We start from the raw sequence: 22,421 nt of genomic DNA on the forward strand, positions 1-22,421 counted from the left end.
TTTCACAAAGAAATTGTTATTGTTTCAAAAATATCTTGCCTAATATCCTACGTAGTAAGACGGTCATTCTCCTTTACGGATTTTATTTTATTTCCAATAACAAATTTGAAGTTTATTGTTATCTAGATCATAAACATCAAAAAAGTTGTTTACACCATCATTATGTAATTCACTAATATTGACGCCTAGGTCTTTTAGTTTTCTATATGTTTCATTTATATCTTTTGAAAAAATATAGGATATGTTCCATTATTAGTAGACATTACATCACCTTCTTCAATCGTGAAAGGTACCGCACTGTTTCCAATACTCAAAATTCGATAACCCTCACCTTTATAAGTCTCTTTAAACCCCATAATATTTTGATACCACTTACTTGATTCTTCAACATTCATTACCTTTATACATACGGTGTCAATTCTTTCAATCATTTATGTCACTACTTTCATTTATACTATTTGTTCTTGATCAGTATGGGAATTTACTTTTTTACTTAACTGCTGCATTGGTTGAATATCAAGTTATTGATATTTACATAAGGAATTCCAGCTTCTATATAGCTTCTAACTAACTTCCATTCGTTCTTACTATTTTTTTGGAACGTCTGAAAGAACAAATTGGCTGTCTCTAAACTTTTACCTTGATTAACTAAAGTAGCTGATATAATAACCATGGTTTCACCTTCTCTTAAAGGAAGCATTGAAATTACATCAATCTTCCACTCGGCATTATTTTCTTTAGCAAATTTAAAACCTTGCTCCCATCCTTTTATTGACTCTTCATAACCAAAGTCAACTATCTCTTCACCTGTTATTTCTCTTGCTTTATAATCTTTTGATAAGATATTTTTCAAGTCCGCTAAAGAAGAATTTCTCCATATTTCTAAATAATTATCTAAAAAACTTGAAAATGAATTTTGCATAAAAAACTCCTTAAATGTGTTTATAGTTACCATTCTACATAAAAAGACTAATTCCTTTATTAAATTGCGCAAGTTCAAAAAATGATTAATATGCGCTATTCATCACAGTGGTATTCTGCACGTCATGGCGTCTTTTCATATCTCTCAATGATAAAGTCAATAAAATACTTACTTGCTATTGGCAATACCTTTTTATCCTGGTATGCAAGGCTAATTGTACGAATGACAGATGGCGAAATTTCTTTCGTGACAATATTATACGGACATCTACTTAGCACAAGCTTTGGTAGAATTGATATGCCAAGCCCCTGCTCAATCATGGACATAATCGTATAATCATCATGTACGCGGTATTGTATATTCGGTTCTAAGTTATTTTGTTTAAAAATAGTTAATGGCTCATTAATCTCTCCTTCATCTAAAAGGATATAAGGCCCTTCCGTTAATTCTTTTAATGTAACCTTTTCTGCTGTAGCGAGAGGATGATTTGCCGACAACACAGCAAGCAGATCATCTTCCTCCAAGGCAATGGTAGTCAAATTGGATACAGAGTTCGGATTCACAAAGCCGAAATCTACGGATCCCTCTTTGATCCAATTCGAAATATCTGTGTATTCACCCTGATGTAATTCAAATTGAACTGCAGGATACTTTTTCTTAAAATCCTTCATCAATACAGGTAGCCAATGACATGACACACTAGAAAAAGTTCCGATTCGTATAAGACCTCTATGTAACCCCACCATCTCCTTGTGCTTTTCTACCAATTTTCTATGTGAGTTATAAATGTTCTTAATATATGGTAAAAATTCCTCGCCATCAGGTGTCAATGTAATACCTGTACGTGAACGTAAAATAAGCGTTGTGGAGAGTTCTTGCTCCAATGAATGGACCATTTGGCTAATGGCAGATTGAGTATAACCTAGCTCTTCAGCAGCTTTCGTAAAACTGCCTGTTTCAATGGCTTTAATAAAAGCATAATATGAATTCATTCAAATCGCCCCCTTACATTAGAGTTTCTAATAGTTCTATTATAATTATTCGTTTTATTAATGCAAATATGGATGATACGATATTGGTTAGATTTATAGAAATTGAAGAAAGGAGGAATGCTAATAATGACACAACGACAAGCAAACTGGTTGTTAGCGTTGGTTTCAGCGACTTGGGGAGCATCATATATTTTTATGAAAGTTCTTGTAGATGATATCCCTCCACTAACCATTGTTGCTTTACGATTTGGCATTGCATTTATCGTGATGATAGCGATATTCTTCCGTAAAATTGTCCTGCTCAATGCTAAAACGTTGAAATACAGTGCATTAGTTGGTGTACTGCTCTTTAACATTTTCTTTGCACTCATATATGGCATGAAAAATACGACTGCTTCTACTGCGGGATTTCTGACGAGTACAACAGTAATTCTCGTTCCCATTTTACAAATTTTCATTACACGGAGGCTGCCTAGTAAAAAAATTGTATGGGGTGTTGTTATTGTAACTACCGGTTTAATATTTCTACTAGTTCGGGAGGATTTCAATATCGCAACTGGTGCATTTCTATGTTTAGTAGCAGCCTTCCTATATGCAATTCATATAATTGTGACAAACCGCTTTGTGCGTGAAGTAGATGCCTTACTGCTAGGGATATTTCAATTGGGGTTCGCAACCCTTTTTGCGACGATCGGAACTTTTTTGTTCGAAACTCCTGTCTTGCCCAAAAGCACTGTTCATTGGTTATCCATACTTGGCCTAGCACTTCTTTGTTCTGCTTTTGGCTTTGTCATGCAGTCCATCGCACAAAAGTACACGACCGCTGAAAGTGCAGGTTTTCTCTTCTCTCTTGAACCTCTTTTTTCAGCTATACTTGCATACATCTTCCTTCATGAAATTATGGGTCTACAAGGTTATTTTGGGGCTACGCTTATTATAGCTGGCGTTCTTATAGCAAATACTACATTCAAAACAAAACTCACTTAAATTATAGGACAAAATTAAAGCCTAATTCCTGACCCAAGAGGAATTAGGCATTTTTACATTGAAGCTTGTAATTTCAGTTAGCACTTAGCCATGATTTCAGAAAATCAATGAACTTTTTTGTAGCTGGAGCAAGGGATTTAAAAGAAGTAGCAGCAATCCCAAGTGTACGATAATTTTCTCCCTCCAACGCAAGCATTCGTACATTGTTTGGAACTCGATGTAAAACCATTTCAGGAAGGATACTGATCCCCATCCCCTTTTCCACCATCGAAATTATAGCTTGGTCATCTGAAAGTTCAAATTTAATATGCGGTGTGACATTGTTTTCTTTTAGTATTCGGATCAAATCGTTGTCACTGCCCTTTTTCGATTTAATGAGAGGCTCCTCTTTGATCATTGCAAAACTGATTTCCTCTTGTTCCGCGAGCAGATGGTCTTCTGAAAGGATACAAAGCATTCTATCTTTTTTTAATGGCATCACTTCAAATTGTTGCAAGGTCGGTAGTGATACAAAGCCAAAATCAACCGAACCTGTGGAGATCCATTGCTCCACATCATCATAATCCCCTTCCATTAGTTTAATTTCGATAGAAGGGTGATGTTCATTAAATGTTTTCATAATTTCAGGTAACCAGTGGATAGAAACACTCGAAATGGTTCCAATCCGTACAGTTCCAACTTCAAGACCTTTTATATTCGCTATTTCTTGAAACATTTCTTCATTCCACTTAAGTATTTCACGTATGTACTTTAAGATCCGTTCACCGTTACTTGTTAGTTGGATACCCGAACGACTTCGATTGAGTATTGTAAATCCACATTCTGATTCTAAGCTTGCAATTGCGTGACTTACTGCGGACTGAGTTAAACCAAGAGTTTCGCCCGCCTTTGTGAGGCTCCCTAATTCTACAACCGTACTAAATATTTCAAACTTGGCAAGAGACAAGTTTATCCCCTCCATTTACATTAAATTATTTCATATAAGGACTTAAAAACATTCATTTTATTAATCTACAGTTTACATTTATACTTATCAATAATCAATTTTGAAGAAGGAAGGTGAGCTAAAAATGGATGGGAATAAATTGTTCGGGATGATAAATGGAAGAGGATTAAACACTCAACTAAAAGCAGACTTCATGATGTTAATGGTGACCATGTTATGGGGTTCGTCCTACTTATTTATGAAGATGGGCCTCGATTCTCTACAAGAATTTAACTTAATAGCTTTACGTTTTGGCATAGCCTTTGTTTTAGCCGGGGCAGTATTTTACAAGCGTTTAATTCGTATTGATTTTAAAACGTTTTTTTATGGATTTATATTAGGGACCATCTTGTTTTTAGTAATTACTGTTGTCACTATTGGATTAAAGTTCACGTCTATTTCAAATGCGGGATTTTTATTTAGTCTCTCCGTCGTATTTGTTCCGTTGTTATTAGCGATATTATTTAAAATAAAACCAGAAAAAAAAGTGATCTTTGGCGTGTGTATCGCAATACTAGGGATTGCACTTTTAACATTGAACAATGGATTAAAGATTAATTCTGGCGACTATTTAATTATCTTAGGTGCAGTATTTTATGCAACACAGATCATTGTTACGGATAAGTTGACGAAAAATGTGGACTCGATCACACTCGGGATTATACAACTTGGGGTTGCAGGGACTTGGGGACTGCTATTTTCATTGTTTTTGGAAAAGCCACATCTTCCTAACACAACTGAATCCTGGGTTTCCATCATGGCTTTAAGTATCCTATGCAGTGCAATTGGATTTATCGGCCAAGCTGTAGCACAAAAACATACCACTCCCACGCACACGGGTCTTATATTTTCATTAGAACCAGTTTTCGCAGCCGGTTTCGCTTTTATGTTCGTTGGAGAAACACTTCCAGCTAAGGGTTACATAGGAGCAATCCTCATTTTTATAGGTGTCATAGCTGCAGAAATGAAGTTCAAGAATCCTTATATGAGAAAAAGATTTCACAAAACTGCTGAAGGCTCTAAAGCCTAGCTTGTATGGGGTGTTTTAGTTGATCCAAAAGAGAGCTGTATTATCACCTCTCTTTCCTTGTTCAACTAAAGTACTTTACTGATATTTAAAAGGAAAATCCTTTATGAGATCATGGAATTTACTTTCCCATTGTAAAAAATCCGTTGTAGGTATTTTACCCCAAAACTGCAGTCCAGACGGTTCAAAAGAAACAGTGATAAAGTATTTATCTCCTTTTTCCTCATCACCGAACCAACTAGGAAGCGTGGTTTGGTTGCCTGTGTAAGAAGGCAACATTTCATACACTTTCCCTAAAGCCTCATACGTTTTATCATTAAATTGGTATTCATCCACCATATAGACTCTTTCAAACTGTATGAAATCGGTAACAACTTCATATCTATTATTGTAGTAATGTTCGTCTTCTATAATCCTATTCAAAATATATACACTCCTTGCCGAAAGTCAATTATGCTTACTAATTTGCCTATCTGTAATTTATAGAGAGTTTCAGTATTAACATTTCAATGATAATCACTTCATTTTTTAAACAAAAACTGCCAAATGATTAGCAAATGATAATAAAGAAGTGAAGCAATTATTCCCAATAATAAAAAACTAAATGTTTCTGTATTTGATATAATTTTTCCATTTGAAATAATAAATAAAAAAATCACTGTACTACCTAGACCTGCTATTATATATAAAATAAATTTTGTAAAATATCTTTTACTTCTTGTTAGATATTTCCTACTTATTTTATCAAAAATAAAAGACCAAATAATACCAGCAATTACGAAGACTGGACCCGAAAATAAAGCATAGATAGTAAAAAGTCCTAACAGAGAATTATAGGAAGAATCTGGTTCTCTATTAGAAGCGGGTGTGTACACAAATATTGCAAGCGAAATAGAAAATAATACTGTCGAAATAACAGCTATTAATATTCGTTTAACTATTTCATGTGTCATTTGTTAAATCCCTTCTGAACCTTATCTAAAAAAGTCGTACATCTCTAGGAGACATTAAAATAATAACTTTTTTATCACTAGGCAGTTGTTCAAGCTTCCTTAATACAATCGGTTTCCTTGTTTTTTTATAATCCCAAACCCATTTTAAGAAATTAAAATCCAGCCTTTCATTGACACCCTCCGCCATATCTGGTCTCGTTTTTCCACGAAATTGAATCATCCGCTTCAAAACTCTATATACGCATATTACTCTATTAATATCTACAAAGACAACGGTATCTGCGGCATTGAGTCTTATATCCATCGTACCATTATAATTTCCGTCAATAATCCACTCTTCTTTGATTACCAACTCGTTTTGAATTTTTATTTGCTCCTCTTTAGATGATGATGTCCAATTTGGCTTCCATAACAATGCATCTAGGTGATAAACATTTATATTCAACTTTTGCCCTAACTTACGTGCCAGGGTAGACTTTCCTGACCCTCCCGAACCAATTAATGCAATCTTTTTCAACGTCTGCCACCTCTTTATGTACTTTTTATAGTAGCTTTAGAAACAAGTAAGTAGTGTAGTTTTTCTAACCAGTCAAATGAACTACTAAATTAAGTACACATATCTAAGTATATAAAATAAATATATATATATATACGATTAAAAAGCGATTGTTTTCAAATGATAAAGCCTGTTTCTTGAACAGCTTTAGCTTGTAGCCGAATCAATCTAGTTTTATAACTTTAAAAATACCCCATCTAAAAAATAAGATGAGGTTAACATAAAGTAGTTTGTTTTTTGATAAAAATTCCTAATAAAGCTACAAGTTTATTTCTGCACTATTTGAATAAGGTTACCACTAGTATCATTCAAGACAGCTATAGTGACTTCGCCCATTTTTGTCGGCTCCATAGTAAACTTTACACCTTTTTCCAATAGTCGTTTGTATTCCATTTGAATATCTTCTACGCCAAACATTGTTGCTGGGATACCATCGTTAAATATTTTCTTTTGATACTCTTGGGCAGCAGGATGGTCATTTGGTTCTAGTAAAAGCTCGGTACCTTCCTGATTATTAGGTGAAACAAGCGTAATCCATCTAAATTTCCCCATTGGAACGTCCTGTTTTTTAACAAACCCTAGCTTTTCGGTATAAAACTCCAGTGCCTTGTCTTGATCTTGTACAAATATACTCGTAACTATGATGTTCATACTGTAATTGCCTCCCTTGTTAATGATGACATATGGCAGTGTTGTGCTCCTATTCGCCATTGTTACCACTTTGACTTTAACTATAACATATCTTTTTTAAAATAATCCTTCTGGTTTCCACTTGCTACTACTTTCCTGGCCACCAACGCTAATAAGCAAAAGCCAAATGATCCTATCAACCCAACCGGACGAATCGAAGTTAACTCAGCTGCTAAACCGATCAAAACCGTTAATACAACAATAAAACCTGCTTCCACAACACTGAAGATGCTTTCAAACCTCCCCATTATTTTCACAGGAACATGATTTTGATAGAAAGTTAAATACCCTGTGTTTGCAAAGGTTACAGCAAATCCGATTAAAAATACACCAAGTGCAGCACTAAAAAACCCATTCGAACTGTAAAACACTATATACCCAATAGCGGTAAAAATGGTACCATACCCCATTAAAATATTGACTGCAAGCCGTTTAGAAAATACTGCATTAATGATGGATCCCATAATAATCCCTGCTCCAAAAACACTTAATAAAAACCCATAATTGGTATCGGATATGGAAAGTACACCTTTAGCAAATGCAGCCTCGAGAGAATCAATTGCAGTCATGCATATAGTAGCTCCGCAAAATAATAAATAGATTTTTGTGATATAAGCATGGTCCTTACTGAAATGTAAAACAACCTGCAAGTCTTTTTTAATCATATCCCAAGTAAATCTTTGCCCCTTTATCTCTTCGAGTCTTAAATCAACATCAGGTAGCATCAAAATAATAAGTGCCGAAAAAACTAAAGCCCCTGCATTCACATGGATAGCAGTATAAGGCGTGCCCATCCAAAACAAAATCCCTGCAATGGCAGGGCCTATTAGTGATCCACATGAATTGATAAAACCACGTAATGCATTAAAGCGCTGCCGGTCTTTTTCAGGTATTAGTTTAGTCATATAAACCATCGATGTCGGCTGAAAAATAGCACTTCCCATATTAATGATAAACGCTAATATATACACATAAAAAAGGGACGGTAAAAATGGAATAAACGCAATACATAGTGCTCGAAAAAAGTCTAATACCATCATAAGTCGCCTTGTATTAACGCGATCAATTAAACTTCCTGCCCAAATATTCGAACATATCGTTGCAATGGGACCAAGTATATACAATAAAGCAATTGCAAGGGGAGAGCCCGACTCATTCAATATAATTAAGTTTAATGCAATTAGGTAAACCCAAGCTCCCACATTTGAGATGCCTATTCCTCCCAGTAGCATTAAAGGATACTTCCAACTAGACATATGCACCACTCCATTTTATTTTTTGTAAAACAAAAATAAAAAGACTCACCCCCAAGATTTTCATCTTGGGGGCGAGTCATATCGCGGTGCCACCCCAGTTCACTTCCATATTTCTACGGAAGCCTTATCAAGTACGGCTTAGTGAATAGATCCACTAGCGATACTCTATCTCGTTAACGTGAGAATACGTTGCATCATCATTGTTCCAAGCAAACAAATCCCCTGCACAGCTCCAAGCCTTGTTTCAACACATTTCCTATCCCTCTTTTTCAGCTAACAGAGGTCTCTGTAGATAGTACGCATGTTTACTCTTCTCTTCATCGCTTTTTATATAGATTTTGTATATCCTATAATATTTTGAACTAAAACGCAATAGAGAAAAGAAATAATAATTAGTGAAATTATTTTTTAAGGTTCTGTAGTAAAGTAAACAATTATCATTGTTCCACTGTCATTGTTTAATCAAAATAATTTCTTTAGCTACTATTTCTCTGCTTTCTTTACTTTTTGAATATATTGGGGATTATCTAAAACAACTCTAATATTTGAATTTCGAATAAAATCTTGAGCACTTAATTGCTCTCCACTTTCGTTGCGAAATATTGTTTTATTTGTAATTTGGACAAAACAAAGGATTAGTAAGCATTGCCCTTCTGCACAGCTTCACGATTTCGATTAATTAGGCATTAAATAAATTATATCCTAACATGCATAAAAAACGGCTACTAAATCATCTGCAATCTAGTAGCGTTTTTTATTAGATTATAAAAGCTAGTGAAAAGATTCTTGTAAGTATGAACAGCTCTCTGTTTAGACCGACAATAAAGTACGATCACTCGTTAATTTTTCACCGCGGATTCGTTGGAACTCCTCCATAAGTTTTGCAATCGTTAAATCTTTCTTTTCTTCTTCCCCTACTTCTAAGATGATTTGCCCTTTATCCATCATGATTAATCGATTTCCAAGATCTAATGCCTGTTGCATATTATGTGTCACCATTAGTGTCGTTAATTGATCTTTTTCTACAAGCTGCTTCGTTAGATTGGATATCAATTCTGCTCTAGACGGATCTAGTGCTGCAGTATGTTCATCTAGTAATAAGATGGATGGCTTTGTAAATGTTGCCATCAATAGCGAAAGTGCTTGTCTTTCCCCGCCAGACAAAAGTCCAACTTTTGCATTTAATCGATTTTCTAGATTTAAATGCAGCGTCTCGAGCGATTGCAGAAAAAACTCTTTTCGCTGTTTATCTACACCACTTTTTAAGCTCCGTTTTTTATTTCTAGAAAAAGCAATTGCTAAATTTTCTTCAATCGTCATTGTTGGAGCGGTGCCTGCCATAGGATCTTGAAAGACACGCCCTATTAGCTGGGAGCGCTTAAATTCTGGCAGTCTTGTTACATCTTTATTGTCAATTATTATTTCTCCAAAATCAGGGGTAAGTGCTCCTGATATCATATTTAACATCGTTGATTTTCCTGCACCATTACTACCAATAACCGTGACAAAATCTCCTGCTTTTAGCTCGAGGTTTATGTGATCTAGTGCAATCTTTTCATCCGCTGTCGCTTCATTAAAAATTTTATTGATCGCCTGTAATTTAAGCAAGGTTTTTCCCCTCCTGCTCTGTTACAATAGTCGAACTTGCCATTCTTTCAGCATGTCGTTTTGCTTTTCTGCTTTTCTCTCGACGTTTATCAAAATAATTTGGTAGCACTAACGCAATAATTACAATCAAAGCCGTAATTAGTTTCATATCTCCTGTATCCAGTAAATCGATACGAAGTGCAAACGCAAGTATGATTCGATAAATAATCGCTCCTGCAATGACAGCAAGTGTTGTACGCACGATTGATTTTGTGCCAAATATTGCTTCTCCAATAATAACAGACGCTAAACCAATAACAATCATCCCAATACCCATTCCGATATCCGCGAACTTCGAATACTGTGCGAGTAATGCACCAGAAAACGCGACGAGTGCATTGGAAATCCCAAGCCCAACGATAACTAGATTATCTGTATTCGCTGAAAAACTGCGAATCATCTTTTTGTTATCACCTGTTGCACGAATGGCCAGACCTACTTCTGTTTTTAAGAACCAATCGAAAATCAATTTAATCAGTACAACTAAAATAAATACGATGATAATTGTTCCCCAAGTCTGCGGTAATGACTTCACACCAATTCCGCTTAAAGCATTATTAATTGCTTCATTGACCCCTAAACTTCCCCACCAATTGTTAAATTGACTAAACAAAGTTTCTGAATTCAATAAAGGAATATTCGGCCGTCCAACGGAATTCTCCACGGTGAATCCCATGATCCGTAAGTTAATCGAATATAAAGCAATCATCATTAAAATCCCAGACAATAAAGGATTGATTTTCCCTTTTGTATGTAATAATCCAGTAATACATCCTGCAATAAAACCAGCTAAAATTGCAACAAGCGTTGCAATGACCGGATGATATCCTAACACAATCATCATCGCTGCTGTTCCTGCACCCGTAACGAAACTTCCATCTACGGTTAAATCAGGAAAATCTAACACTCGGAATGTTAAATACACTCCGAGTGCCATAATTGCATAGATGATTCCTTGCTCTACAGATCCAAAAATAGCTGTAAACATAAAGAATCAAACTCCTATCTATTCAGCAAATTCTGCTTTCCACTCATCTTTTACTTCCAATCCAAGGGCATCTACAGTGTCTTTGTTTAGCACAAAGCGTAAATTTTGTGGATATTGAACTGGTAAATCAGCTGGTGTACTTTCACCATTTAAAATCTTTACCGCCATTTCTCCTGCTTCATAACCGATATCAAAGTATTCAAAACCGTAAGCCCCTAATCCTCCACGTTTAACAGAGTCAAATTCGCCTACCATCATAGGAAGCTTATTGTCATTTGCAACAGAGATAACGGATTCAAGTGCAGAAACAACTGTGTTGTCCGTAATAATATATAAGGAATCTACTTTTCCAATTAACGATTCAGTAGCCTGTTTTACTTCAGCTGAAGTAGATACAGACGCTTCTACTACATTTAATCCAACAGCACTCATTTGCTCTTTTACTGCATCTACTTGTGCTCGTGAGTTTTGTTCTCCTGCGTTAAACACCATACCTACATTTTTTGCACCTAGCTCATCTTTTAAAAAGGTGATTGTACTTGGAATTGCCTCTGGCTGCGTATCAACAGTTCCAGTGACATTTCCACCTGGTTGTTCCATTGACTGTACTAATTCAGCGCTTACTGCATCTGTAACAGATGTGAAAACGATTGGAATATCTTTTGTCACACTTGCAACTGCTTGAGCACTTGGTGTGGAGTTTGCAAAAATAAGATCTACTCCTGCGCTTACTAGGTTGTTTGCTATAGTTGTATTTTGGCTATTATCATTTTGGGCGTTTTGAACTTCATACTCAACGTCCAAACCGGCATCCTCTAAAGCTTTTTGAAACCCGTCATATGCTGCATTTAACGATGGGTGTTCGACAATTTGTGTGACACCTATTTTAAATGTTTTCTTGTCTTCCTTTGCATTAGCAGTAGAGCTTTGTTCACTCTCTCCTCCACATGCAGCTAAAAATAAAACAGCTGCCAATAAAATAAATGCTATTTTCTTCATCTCTATTATCCCCCCTATATCAATGGTCCACATCAGTGATTCAACTCGTTAAAGTATGGATTTAAAGATATGTTACACTGCAATTGATTGATAGTCAATAACATTATGAATTTTTTAATATTTTCCAATTAATAAAGAGTAAGGCATACACCTATACTTGTTCGGTTTACTTTGGACAAAGAACCCCTTTGGTGCTATGACACTGACTACAGAGCAACACATTTTAGGTGATTGGAGTGCAAGGCGGCGACTCCTGTGGGATTAGCGAGACTGGTGAGACCCCGCACGTAGCGTTAGCGGAGGAGGAGGCTCACCGCTCGCCCCACGGAAAGCGTCCGCCTGGAGCGGAAAACATGGCGAACATCTTAAGATCTTTACCGCGCAGTTTCCCTATAAGGTGAAGTATCTTGGCATACTATCATCCAGATAATGGTTAAAGGTAATTAATTCTATTCAAAAGCAACCAATTTAACTGGTGAAAAAAAGGATTGCTCAATTTTCATTGAACAATCCCTTTTCTTCATTTTAATCGTTTCTTGACATACCTGTGTAGATTAATACTAATCGCAATAATTCAAGTACAGCGACTGCTGTAGCTGCAACATATGTTAATGCGGCAGCACTTAATACTTTCTTCGCATGGCGCTCTTCTTCGTTCCGAATAATTCCTAACGAAACCATCTGGTCCATTGCACGATTCGATGCATTAAACTCAACTGGCAGGGTTACAATTTGGAATACTACACCAGCAGCTAATAACAAGATACCAAGTAACAGCAATCCACTCATGGAAGCAAATATCCCAATCATAACGAAAATCCATGATGCGTTAGAAGAAATGTTCGCAATCGGTACTAGTTTATGGCGTAAAGTTAAGAAGGAATAAGCTTCTTTATGTTGAATCGCATGTCCAACTTCATGTGCAGCGATAGCAGAACCTGCAACGGAAGCTTCATGAAAGTTATGGGAAGACAATGCGACAATCTTAGTCATCGGATTGTAATGATCACTTAAAAAACCGCTACTTTCCACTACCTTCACTTCATATAAACCATTTGCATCTAAAATAGTTCTTGCTACTTGTGCACCTGTCATACCTGAAGTGGAGCGTACTTTTGAATACTTTTTATACGTACTTTTTACTTTCATTTGTGCATATATCGGCAATAACAAAATTATTGCAAAATATATGATATAAGAAATCACGAAGCATTTCCCCTTTCTTATCTATACTTATTATTTTAATAGGTTATCCATTCTCATTCAACTAATTCGCTTTGACCTTTTTTGATAAACAACAATCGCAATGCTAATACATGCAATCGATAGCCAGAAAGTAAAATAGCCAATTTGGCTAGCATATTCGCTTAAACTACGATATACGGGCATCTGACCGAACACATAGTCTATAACATCGTTATGCAATGTCCAAACTGCCGCAATAAAAATATGTACGAATGTAAATCGGTAAAAAGGGATATAAAGAATAGCCTGTAATGCCATCGCAAAATGAGAAACGACAAGCATCCATCCCATCCATCCAATGGAACCAGTCTCCATATATGTCCAAATGTTCATGACAACTGCCCATACTCCGTATTTAACCAATGTAATAATCGCAAGCGCCTCTATTAACTTCCAATTTTTCTTCATTAACCAACCAAGTAATGCAATTGTAAAAAATAAGCTAGCTGTTGGACTGTCGGGAACGAAAAGAAGAAATTTAGGTTCTGTTACAGAGAGCTGGCTTTCATACCAAATATACCCGTAAATGGTTCCTAACAAATTCACTATGAACAATAACCACATAAACGACTTATTAAAAAGCACTAACTTCCCATACGCTATCAGCTCTTTCATCAAAACGCTCCTTTATTGGGTAAGTAAAAAAAGAGAGCCAGTTACCTGACTCTCTTAACTTTTATTATATCTAGCTTGCATGAATTATTATTCCGATGGTTGAAGCGTTGTAATAAACTCCGCTAATTTATGAAGCTCTTCTTCCGTACCTTGGTAAGTGCCACCTGGCATCCCACCTAAACCTTCATGTGCAATGTTAACAATTTCATCAGGAGTATATTCTAAACCGATTAACGGCTTACCTAAACCACCTTCGAATGCATTACCATGACAGCCAATACAAGACGATGCTTGGTATAACTGATAGCCTTCCGAAGTTTCATCAATCTCAACTGCAACTTCTTCTCTAATCTCACCATATGCTTTAGCTTTTTCCCAGTCATGATTAACAACAGATTCCCATGTCAAGAAAATCATTGCAGCGATTGCTAAAAGCATAAAACCAGTTGGTAAAGGACGTTTAAATGGACGTCTTTCTTTACTTGTGTCTAGGAATGGTACTAATAGAAGTGCACCAAAAGCTAAACCTGGCATGATAATTGCTCCGATAACGTTAAACGGACCTGAAGCAAACTCATATTTTAATAACTGGTATAAGAACAAGAAATACCAGTCTGGTACTGGAATATAGCCAGTGTCCGCTGGATCAGCAGGACGTTCCAGTGGAGACGGATGTGCTACAGTTAGAACTAGATAACCTACTAAGAAAACAGCACCGACTAACCATTCCTTCAATAAAAAGTCTGGCCAGAAAGCTTCTGTTTTACCCGGATACTCAGAATAGTCTTTCGGAGTTTTCTTTGGTCTGCTAGCTGGATCTGTGACACGTGAGTCACCAACAAATTTCATACCTTTACCGCGATGCATAATGTCCCCTCCTTTTAAGAATTATCTGTGCCACTTACCCATTATAGTGGTCCAGAAATACCTTGACGACGAATCATGATAAAGTGTGCTGCTAGTAAACCAAATAATGCAGCTGGTAAGAAGAACACATGAATCGCAAAGAATCTTGTTAAAGTTTGTGCACCGATGATATGCTCATCACCAGCAAGTAATGTTTTGATTATTCCACCGATAAATGGAACTGATGCAGCAATTTCGATACCTACTTTTGTTGCGAACAATGCTTTCATGTCCCAAGGTAGTAAGTATCCTGTAAAACCTAAACCTAACATAACAGCGAAGATTAATACTCCAACCATCCAGTTAAGTTCACGAGGTTTTTTATAAGAACCAGTAAAGAATACACGTAATGTATGTAAGAACATCATAACAATAACAAGCGATGCTCCCCAGTGATGCATCCCACGCACGATTTCACCGAATGCTACTTCATTTTGAAGGTAGTAAACAGATTCCCATGCATTTTCAATATCTGGTACATAATACATAGTTAAGAACATACCGGATAGAATTTGGATTACTGTAATGAAGAATGTTAATCCCCCGAAACAATAAACAAATGCAGAGAAATGGTGTGCAGGGTTTACGTGTTCTGGTACTTCGTGGTCTGCGATATCACGCCATATAGGTGTAATATCAAGACGTTCATCCACCCAATCATAGATTTTATTAAGCACTGATGTCGTACCCCCTTACTTTTAAACTAATGTGTTAGGTATAGCTTTTCCAATTTCTAAGAAACCGTCATTTTCACGAATTTCAAATTGATCCAACGGACCTAGAGGTGGTGTTTTTGGAACGTTCTCTCCATTTTTCTCATAACGACCATTGTGACATGGACAGAAGAATTGATTTTTGTGAGCTGGGTCACCTTCCCAGTTTACAGTACAACCTAAATGCTTACATACTGGAGAAAGTGCAATAATTTGATCTCCTTCTTTATAAACCCATGCAGCATTTGTTATATCAGACTTGTACCATGCATCCACTTGTTCAAAAGTGAAATCTACACGCTCAGGAACCTCCGTAATATCGGCAATTTTCTTCTCCGTTAATACGAAATCTCCACCTTCTGATTTTTGCAATACAGGATCAATTGCAAAACGTACCATTGGCATTAGCATCCCTGCCGCCATGAAACCGCCAACACCTGTTAATGTATAACTTAGAAATTGACGTCTTGATACTTTATTGTTACTCATCCTTTTCCCCCCTCTTACTTAAAGGTCAGTCCAATGGACATACTTGCTTGAAATAATAATACTAGGACATATCCATGATATATCAATAAAAAAGGAAGGTCAATATTCCTTTGACATGAATTATGAACTTTGTGAACATTTCATGCAACAATTTGTCACTAATTCGCCCATTTTTTTGCGAAAATTGGGATGAGCTGTCGTAGTTGATCTTCCAACACAGAAATTCTCATTTTTTGATCCATCGAATCTAGTGGGACGGATGGAGTCCAAATTACGTCATGCCCATCCCCCATTGTACTCCACTCACGATCTGAAGTAATGAAAAATATGTATTTAAACTCTGCTTTTAATAGTTCCTCTTTCCAAATTTCTAACAATGACTGCTTGTCCTGCCCTGCTGTATAAGAGAAGGAAGGAAATAATACAATCCTTCCTTTAAACTGATTTTCAATTAAGTTAGCCAAAGACAATGTATAATCTGCTGCAGAAGCAGCAAAGCCAAATCCATGCTCCGAACCATCTATAACGATTAGTGGGATGACTGCTGTATCTATATATTCTTTTTGTGCTTGAAATACTGCACTATCTTTTCCATTCCAATGCATGGTTATCTCTCTCCTAATTTCCTCTTTGTTGTAGTTGTTTCCACAATGCTGAAAGCTCTAGAAACCTTTCCTTGTTATTTTCATCAATCGCTTTATCGATTTGTTTTTTTAATTGCTCCACTTGAAAGGAATGAAGACTCTCTGCTACCATATCCTCCGCTATTCTTTTATCCTTTTCGCTTATATGCAAATACTTTGGCATAAAAGGATTTTCTTCCAACACAGCTAAATACTCCGGGCTAGGTGGCAGTGTTTGAAAATTCAATTGAATGTACATATCTTCTTCTGGGTGTAGACGTAGATCATGAAATGACTTTTCCGCATCTGCTGTCATCACACTGCCCTTATAAAAGCGAAATGGGATACCAGAGGATGTTGTAACTGACATAATCATCGCTCTAGGACAATAGTGAGCTTCCTCTACAAAATGGACATTATTCAACAGTGTTTCGTGACTTATCAAGTAATTCAAAATCCAGACGCACTCTCTTCTTTTCATTTGATATTTCTTTAAAAACCAGCGAACAAATTCTTTTTTCTCCCCAACTGAAACAGAAGCAGTCACGTAACCTCTCCTTCCTTTTTTTATTCCACTAAGTCTAACCAAGTACTATTCTCAGGCTGTAATTTTTGCAGTATCGCTACTACTTCCATTGCTTCGTCTCTTTTCCCTTCTTCTAGCAGGAAATAGACGTATGTTTCCAAAAATGCAGCATCCTCTTTATGTTCATTATATGCTAGTTTATAAAATGCATATGCTTCATCGTACAATTCTAAACGCTCATAGCTTTTCGCGATAAATGGATACATAGAAGACCACTCAAAGTGTTGTTCCTTCAACGTTTCATACAGTTCGATTAACTCCTCATCCATCTCTTCTGTCGAAAATAAGGAAGAAAGAATAAAAATGGCATCCATGTATTCAGGATCCAGAACAATTGCTTCTCGTAAAAATGATTCTGCTTCTTTCACTCTACCCAATTTAAGCGCAATTTTACCCGCAAATAAATAATATTCTTTCTCAAATTCATCTCTTGCTATCCCATCTGTGATTGCTTTCAAAGCTTCTTCATTTTTCTCGAGCATTGCATAAGTTTCCGCAAGCAGCATATACCCTGAGAAATAGTCTGGATCGATTTCAAGTAGGCTTTCTAAATGCTTTATAGCAGTTTCATAATGCTGTACTTGGAAGGAAGCATATGCTGCATGAAATAGGATATCCGGAGCTACTTCCTTTTCTAACGCTTTCGCGTAGTAAGGAATCGCTTCCTCATAAGCTGCTCCTGCACTATAGATTTCCGCAAGCTTGAGCGATAAGTCCACTGCAGGAATTGCTCCTGGCTGCGGAATTAAATCTTCCATGATCCTTGCTGCTTCTAAATATCTACCAGTTTCGAATAATAGTTCTCCTTTTGCATAAAGAAGTAATGGCTCATTTGGCATAATGCCGATTGCTTCATTAATCTTTTGCTCAGCGACTTCGTATAATCCAATCATTTGATAATAATCAGCTAGTGTTAGAAGTGCTTGTGGATATGCTTCACTCGATTTATCTACTTTTGTAAGTAGTTCTAGGGCAGCATCCTCCTTATCCATTTCTAAATAAAGCTGTGCCTGGTCAATTTTCAGCTGATTTTCTTCAGGAAATAAATAATGTAGATGTTCTAATACATGTACCGCTTGCTGTAAAAAACCATACTGAGCTAATAAATCCGCAAGTTCGTATTGCTCATCTGGATTACCTTCCAATAAAAAAGCTTCCAGCAGCTCTCCTAATTTTTCTAAGTCTCCCTCTTCCATTGCACGGATAAAAGGCATCATTTTTTCCATATCATCACCATACTTTCTCTATGTCTTTATCGTACAAGAACTATCGAATATGAACAAGAAAAAAACTCTCCTAATTGATGGAGAGCTTTTAAAAATTTCTTTAAAGTTAAATCCTAGTTGAACATTCTCCCTTTTTATGTAAATACAAGTGTAATTTTGCTACGCTTACATTCGCAAGGGAGATATGCTTTGTTATTTAATCCATTTAACAATCAATTATAACTTGAATTGTCTTACGATGGCTTGTAAATCCTCCGCCATTTTGGAGAGACTAGTTGCAGAAGCTGTAATCTCTTCCATTGAAGCAAGTTGCTCTTCTGAAGCGGAAGCTACATTTTGTGTATTAGAAGCGGAATATTGGGCAATTTTGGCCATTTCTTCTATGGAAGCATTCACCTCTTCTACTCCTGCAGACATTTCTTCAGAAATAGCGGAAACTTCTTGGATTTGAGCGGTAACTTGTTCGATGGAAAGTAAAATTTTCTCAAAGCGCATGCCAGTTTCATCTACTATTACTTTACCGGTAGCAACTTCTTTCGTTCCTATTTCCATTACGTTTACTGCTTCGCTAGTATCTGCTTGAATTTGGTTGATGATCCCTGCTATTTGGTCTGCAGAGTCTCTGGATTGTTCTGCAAGCTTACGAACTTCATCCGCTACTACTGCAAATCCTTGTCCATGTTCTCCAGCACGAGCGGCTTCTATCGCTGCATTTAAAGCCAGTAAATTTGTTTGGTCAGCTATTCCGGTAATAACCGCAATAATATTGCCAATTTCCTGTGAGAGGTTTCCTAATTTTTTTATACTTAAAGCAGACTCTTCTACTGCATTGTGGATGGTGTCCATTTGGTGAATCATTTGGCGAAGTGATTCATTTCCAAGGTTAGCTTCTTTATTTGTTTCAATTGCCGATTCGGAAACGGTGGATGAAGTCTCTGCTACTCGTTGAATTCCAACAGCCATTTCTTTCATAGCTTCGGATGATTCATTGGCAGTCACCACCTGTGTTTCCGATCCACTCGCTATATCCTGAATAGATGTTGCAATTTGTTCGGTTGCTTGAGAGGTCTGTTCCGCACTTGCCGTTAGTTCCTCTGCAGATGCTGCTACATGATTTGAGTTCATACCAACCTGTTCGATTACCATACGAAGATTTTCAGCCATAAGATTAAAGGAACCGACTAAATCTCCTATTTCATCTTTGTTTTTCACTTTAACCATTTCACCAGAAAGGTCCCCTTCTGCCATTTTTCTAGCTGAGTTCGCTAATGCTACAACTGGGTTGGAAATAAGACGACCTATAACAATAGCGATGGCAATTCCAACTAAAACTGCAATGACTCCTATAGCTAAGACAAGCATGATTGTATTTTTGACCAATAAGGTGTTGTTAGCTCCACCTTCGTGTAGCAAATCATTTTGAAAGTCTGAAAGTTTAGCAACTGCCTCGTCAAGTTTGACTACTATTTCTTTTCCTTCCGTAGAAACAAGTGCCTCATATTCCTCGAATTTCTTCTGTTTTCTTAAATCGAATACCTTTTCTGAGAACTGCTCATAATCAGCTTGTATCTGATTGATATCTTCTAGCATCTCAATTGCTACAGGAATTTTAAATTTAGATAATAAGGCATTGTATGCTGTTTTATAATTAGATACAGCAGTAGTATGCTCTTGGAGGGACCGCTCGTCTCCTAAAATTAAATACCCTCTCATCGCAATTATTTCTTGTTTGACCGCTACCTGCAATTCCCTTATTTCAACAGCTTTCATTGCTTTATCGTCCAATAAATCAGTATATGAATTATTTACAGCAGTAATTTGGCTGTAGCTAATCCCAATCATAATGATTAATAATAGTAAAACTGCAGAAAATCCCCCAATCAGTTTTTTGTTAATCGTCCATTTCATAGTAAAACTCCTTAATACTTATATATTTTTTCAACTGATTCAAACCTAATGTACACAACTAAGTCTAAAGTCTTGAAAATACACCTTTATCAAGTTAGCACAAAGAACTACAAAAGGGAAGTTCATTTACGATTTTTTAGTAGATTAACCCGTAAACTAGTATGTATTTAGACACAATTGCAGTAAAATTAGTGGATTTTGCAGGTAAATAGATAAATACAAGACCTTAAGTGGCAACATTTTGGAGAGGGCCAAACTAGACTTGCAGATTCATTATAGCGAGTTCAATAGAAATCCAACACGGCATCTAGCTTCACTATTACCCAATTAATGGTTAAGGGCAATCAAACATTCATTGAAAGCAACTAATTCTGTTCTTAAAGCAATCAAATCAGCATAAGAGCAACCAAATTACTAGTGAAAGCAACCAATCCCCAAAATAACAAGTTTCTTTGAATGAAACTAACAGGACTATAGTCCATTATTTATAAACATTGCGAGTACCGACTGAAACGTTGCGCTTATTATCAGGCAGTCTTCTCCAAACAAATAAAGTGGCTATAATTACCGTAATTCATCGAGCCGCAGTCACGAGATTGACTCGTGTGTAATACGAGGGGGCCCTGATTGTAGCAAAAGTGTAGGCTAGCAATTTACTTAGTGGCATCTCTGTTACTTTTCCAAACTAAAAAACTCTCCTATTTGAGGGAGAGTTTTGAATGATCTTTCACGTGCAGGTCCTAGTAAATAGAATGCAAATAGACCAAGGACCTTTTCTAGGTTCCTTGGTCTGAAAAGATTATCGTTTAACTGTTTCGCACACTTTCCAATTGTTCAAAAAAGGTCGGGTAAGAAACGGCAATGCATGCTGGATCATCTAATGTAACAGCACTTGATGTTATTAAAGAAGCAATAGCCCCCATCATTCCAATACGATGATCTCCATAAGAAGTCAGGTCGCCTCCATGAAGAGGGGTTGGCCCTTCGATAATCATTCCGTCCTCTGTTGCAGTGATGTTCGCTCCGAGCTTTTTCAGTTCATTGACAACCGCATCGATTCGGTTTGTTTCTTTTACTTTTAACTCTTCTGCATTTTTAATGACCGTTTTTCCTTCTGCCTGCGTTGCGAGTAAGGCAATGACGGGAATTTCGTCAATAAGTCGAGGAATCAAGTCTCCGCCTATTTCTGTTCCTTTTAGGGAAGAGGCTTCGATTTCAATAGTCCCCATTTCTTCATGGCTATTATTTTCGGAATCATTAATCGACATTTTTGCTCCCATTGCTTGAAGCACATCAATAATACCTGTTCTTGTCCCGTTTAGCCCAACATTCGTTAACGTTAGCTTACTATTAGGTACGATGGCTCCCGCAACTAAAAAGAAGGCTGCAGACGAAATATCGCCTGGTACAACGACATGCGTGCCAGTAAGCTTCTGTCCGCCTCGTAGTCGAATCGTTTTGTTATCAACCGAAATTTCCGCTCCAAAATGTTGTAGCATCTTTTCTGTGTGATCACGAGAGGTTTCCATTTCTTCTACGACTGTTTCCCCTTCTGCATGTAATGCAGCGAGCAAAATCGCAGACTTCACCTGTGCGCTTGCAACGGGCATTTGGTAGTGGATTGCTTTCAATTTTGTTCCTTCCACCGCAATTGGTGTAAATTGAGCATCCTCTCTGCCGATAAAATGAGCGCCCATCTGCTTTAACGGAGCTGTTACCCGCTTCATCGGACGTTTTTGAATAGACTCATCTCCGATTAACACAGACGAAACATTGGAGCCTGCTAAAATACCGAGCATGAGTCTAGTAGTTGTTCCTGAGTTACCTGTATACAAAATCTCACTCGGCTCTTTCCATGCACCAATTCCATCACTTTTGACTTGAACGCTTTCTCCATCTACCGTTATTTCTACACCAAGCTTAGAGAAGCAATCAATTGTTGCTAAGCAATCGTCACTTTGTAAAAAGCCTTCGACAGTTGTTGTCCCTTCGGCGATAGCCCCAAACATAATGGAGCGATGAGATACAGACTTATCACCAGGAATTCGCAACGTACCTTGTAATGATGGCTGTGTATAATCTAATATTTTTCCCATAACGATTACCTC

General features: G+C 36.9%; 24 protein-coding genes and 1 other annotated feature. Of the genes, 2 read left to right on the forward strand and 22 right to left on the reverse strand.

Annotated elements, in window-relative coordinates; genetic code table 11:
- Positions 1-215: 215 nt before the first annotated feature.
- The 3 genes from OR571_RS18890 to OR571_RS18900 form a co-directional block, all read right to left on the reverse strand.
- Complete coding sequence (locus OR571_RS18890; protein ID WP_348775061.1) at positions 216-431, reverse strand: VOC family protein; 216 nt, start codon at positions 429-431, stop codon at positions 216-218.
- Between the two features lie 62 nt (positions 432-493).
- On the reverse strand, positions 494-922 hold the full coding sequence (locus OR571_RS18895) for a flavoprotein (RefSeq protein ID WP_282245098.1): 429 nt from the start codon (positions 920-922) through the stop codon (positions 494-496).
- Positions 923-1,044: 122 nt separating this feature from the next.
- Complete coding sequence (locus OR571_RS18900; protein ID WP_282245099.1) at positions 1,045-1,914, reverse strand: LysR family transcriptional regulator; 870 nt, start codon at positions 1,912-1,914, stop codon at positions 1,045-1,047.
- 126 nt (positions 1,915-2,040) lie between these two features.
- On the opposite strand from OR571_RS18900, the gene OR571_RS18905 reads away from it, so the two are divergent.
- Positions 2,041-2,901 carry a DMT family transporter gene (locus OR571_RS18905; protein ID WP_282245101.1) on the forward strand — a complete coding sequence of 287 codons (861 nt, stop codon included), beginning with the start codon at positions 2,041-2,043 and terminating at the stop codon, positions 2,899-2,901.
- A 73-nt stretch (positions 2,902-2,974) separates the two neighbouring features.
- On the opposite strand, the gene OR571_RS18910 is transcribed toward OR571_RS18905, so the two are convergent.
- Positions 2,975-3,847 (reverse strand): LysR family transcriptional regulator, encoded by an 873-nt coding sequence (locus tag OR571_RS18910; RefSeq protein WP_282245103.1) that lies wholly within the window; start codon positions 3,845-3,847, stop codon positions 2,975-2,977.
- A 124-nt stretch (positions 3,848-3,971) separates the two neighbouring features.
- On the opposite strand from OR571_RS18910, the gene OR571_RS18915 reads away from it, so the two are divergent.
- A complete protein-coding gene (locus OR571_RS18915) occupies positions 3,972-4,916 on the forward strand; it encodes a DMT family transporter (protein ID WP_282245105.1) in 945 nt (314 codons plus the stop codon).
- Positions 4,917-4,991: 75 nt separating this feature from the next.
- Here OR571_RS18915 and OR571_RS18920 read toward each other — a convergent pair whose 3' ends face one another.
- From OR571_RS18920 to aroA, 18 genes are all read right to left on the reverse strand, one after another.
- Positions 4,992-5,336 carry a hypothetical protein gene (locus OR571_RS18920; protein ID WP_282245106.1) on the reverse strand — a complete coding sequence of 115 codons (345 nt, stop codon included), beginning with the start codon at positions 5,334-5,336 and terminating at the stop codon, positions 4,992-4,994.
- Between the two features lie 98 nt (positions 5,337-5,434).
- Positions 5,435-5,866, reverse strand: a complete 432-nt coding sequence (locus tag OR571_RS18925; RefSeq protein WP_282245107.1) for a hypothetical protein — start codon at positions 5,864-5,866, stop codon at positions 5,435-5,437.
- 25 nt (positions 5,867-5,891) lie between these two features.
- The gene (locus OR571_RS18930; protein ID WP_282245108.1) at positions 5,892-6,383 is read right to left on the reverse strand and encodes a DNA topology modulation protein; all 492 of its coding nucleotides are present in this window, start codon (positions 6,381-6,383) and stop codon (positions 5,892-5,894) included.
- Between the two features lie 306 nt (positions 6,384-6,689).
- Positions 6,690-7,073, reverse strand: coding sequence for a VOC family protein (locus tag OR571_RS18935; protein WP_282245109.1), 384 nt, complete (start codon positions 7,071-7,073; stop codon positions 6,690-6,692).
- Between the two features lie 80 nt (positions 7,074-7,153).
- On the reverse strand, positions 7,154-8,368 hold the full coding sequence (locus OR571_RS18940; protein ID WP_282245110.1) for an MFS transporter: 1,215 nt from the start codon (positions 8,366-8,368) through the stop codon (positions 7,154-7,156).
- 64 nt (positions 8,369-8,432) lie between these two features.
- Positions 8,433-8,698 (reverse strand) — a binding site (T-box leader).
- 480 nt (positions 8,699-9,178) lie between these two features.
- Positions 9,179-9,976, reverse strand: coding sequence for an ABC transporter ATP-binding protein (locus OR571_RS18945; protein WP_282245111.1), 798 nt, complete (start codon positions 9,974-9,976; stop codon positions 9,179-9,181).
- Positions 9,969-11,003 carry an ABC transporter permease gene (locus OR571_RS18950; RefSeq protein ID WP_282245112.1) on the reverse strand — a complete coding sequence of 345 codons (1,035 nt, stop codon included), beginning with the start codon at positions 11,001-11,003 and terminating at the stop codon, positions 9,969-9,971. The genes OR571_RS18945 and OR571_RS18950 overlap by 8 nt, the downstream gene beginning before the upstream one ends.
- 18 nt (positions 11,004-11,021) lie before the next feature.
- Positions 11,022-12,002 (reverse strand): ABC transporter substrate-binding protein, encoded by a 981-nt coding sequence (locus OR571_RS18955; RefSeq protein ID WP_282245113.1) that lies wholly within the window; start codon positions 12,000-12,002, stop codon positions 11,022-11,024.
- 525 nt (positions 12,003-12,527) lie between these two features.
- Positions 12,528-13,205 carry a zinc metallopeptidase gene (locus OR571_RS18960; protein ID WP_282246294.1) on the reverse strand — a complete coding sequence of 226 codons (678 nt, stop codon included), beginning with the start codon at positions 13,203-13,205 and terminating at the stop codon, positions 12,528-12,530.
- Positions 13,206-13,265: 60 nt separating this feature from the next.
- On the reverse strand, positions 13,266-13,862 hold the full coding sequence (gene lhaT, locus OR571_RS18965; RefSeq protein ID WP_282245114.1) for a lipoprotein heptaprenylglyceryl N-acetyltransferase LhaT: 597 nt from the start codon (positions 13,860-13,862) through the stop codon (positions 13,266-13,268).
- An 87-nt stretch (positions 13,863-13,949) separates the two neighbouring features.
- Positions 13,950-14,729 (reverse strand): menaquinol-cytochrome c reductase cytochrome b/c subunit, encoded by a 780-nt coding sequence (locus OR571_RS18970; protein WP_282245115.1) that lies wholly within the window; start codon positions 14,727-14,729, stop codon positions 13,950-13,952.
- A gap of 41 nt (positions 14,730-14,770) precedes the next feature.
- Positions 14,771-15,445 (reverse strand): menaquinol-cytochrome c reductase cytochrome b subunit, encoded by a 675-nt coding sequence (qcrB, locus tag OR571_RS18975; RefSeq protein WP_282245117.1) that lies wholly within the window; start codon positions 15,443-15,445, stop codon positions 14,771-14,773.
- 21 nt (positions 15,446-15,466) lie between these two features.
- Positions 15,467-15,970, reverse strand: a complete 504-nt coding sequence (locus OR571_RS18980; protein ID WP_282245119.1) for a QcrA and Rieske domain-containing protein — start codon at positions 15,968-15,970, stop codon at positions 15,467-15,469.
- Positions 15,971-16,128: 158 nt separating this feature from the next.
- Complete coding sequence (locus tag OR571_RS18985) at positions 16,129-16,575, reverse strand: DUF2487 family protein (protein WP_282245120.1); 447 nt, start codon at positions 16,573-16,575, stop codon at positions 16,129-16,131.
- Positions 16,576-16,588: 13 nt separating this feature from the next.
- Positions 16,589-17,140 carry a ReoY family proteolytic degradation factor gene (locus tag OR571_RS18990; protein ID WP_282245122.1) on the reverse strand — a complete coding sequence of 184 codons (552 nt, stop codon included), beginning with the start codon at positions 17,138-17,140 and terminating at the stop codon, positions 16,589-16,591.
- Between the two features lie 20 nt (positions 17,141-17,160).
- A complete protein-coding gene (locus OR571_RS18995) occupies positions 17,161-18,405 on the reverse strand; it encodes a tetratricopeptide repeat protein (protein WP_348775063.1) in 1,245 nt (414 codons plus the stop codon).
- A gap of 216 nt (positions 18,406-18,621) precedes the next feature.
- Entirely contained in the window at positions 18,622-20,313 is a 1,692-nt protein-coding gene (locus OR571_RS19000) for a methyl-accepting chemotaxis protein (RefSeq protein ID WP_282245124.1), read from the reverse strand.
- Between the two features lie 806 nt (positions 20,314-21,119).
- Positions 21,120-22,409, reverse strand: a complete 1,290-nt coding sequence (gene aroA / locus OR571_RS19005) for a 3-phosphoshikimate 1-carboxyvinyltransferase (RefSeq protein ID WP_282245126.1) — start codon at positions 22,407-22,409, stop codon at positions 21,120-21,122.
- Between the last annotated feature and the right edge of the window lie 12 nt (positions 22,410-22,421).

Origin of the sequence: Psychrobacillus sp. NEAU-3TGS (genome assembly GCF_029955155.1) — a bacterium.
GTDB lineage: Bacteria > Bacillota > Bacilli > Bacillales_A > Planococcaceae > Psychrobacillus.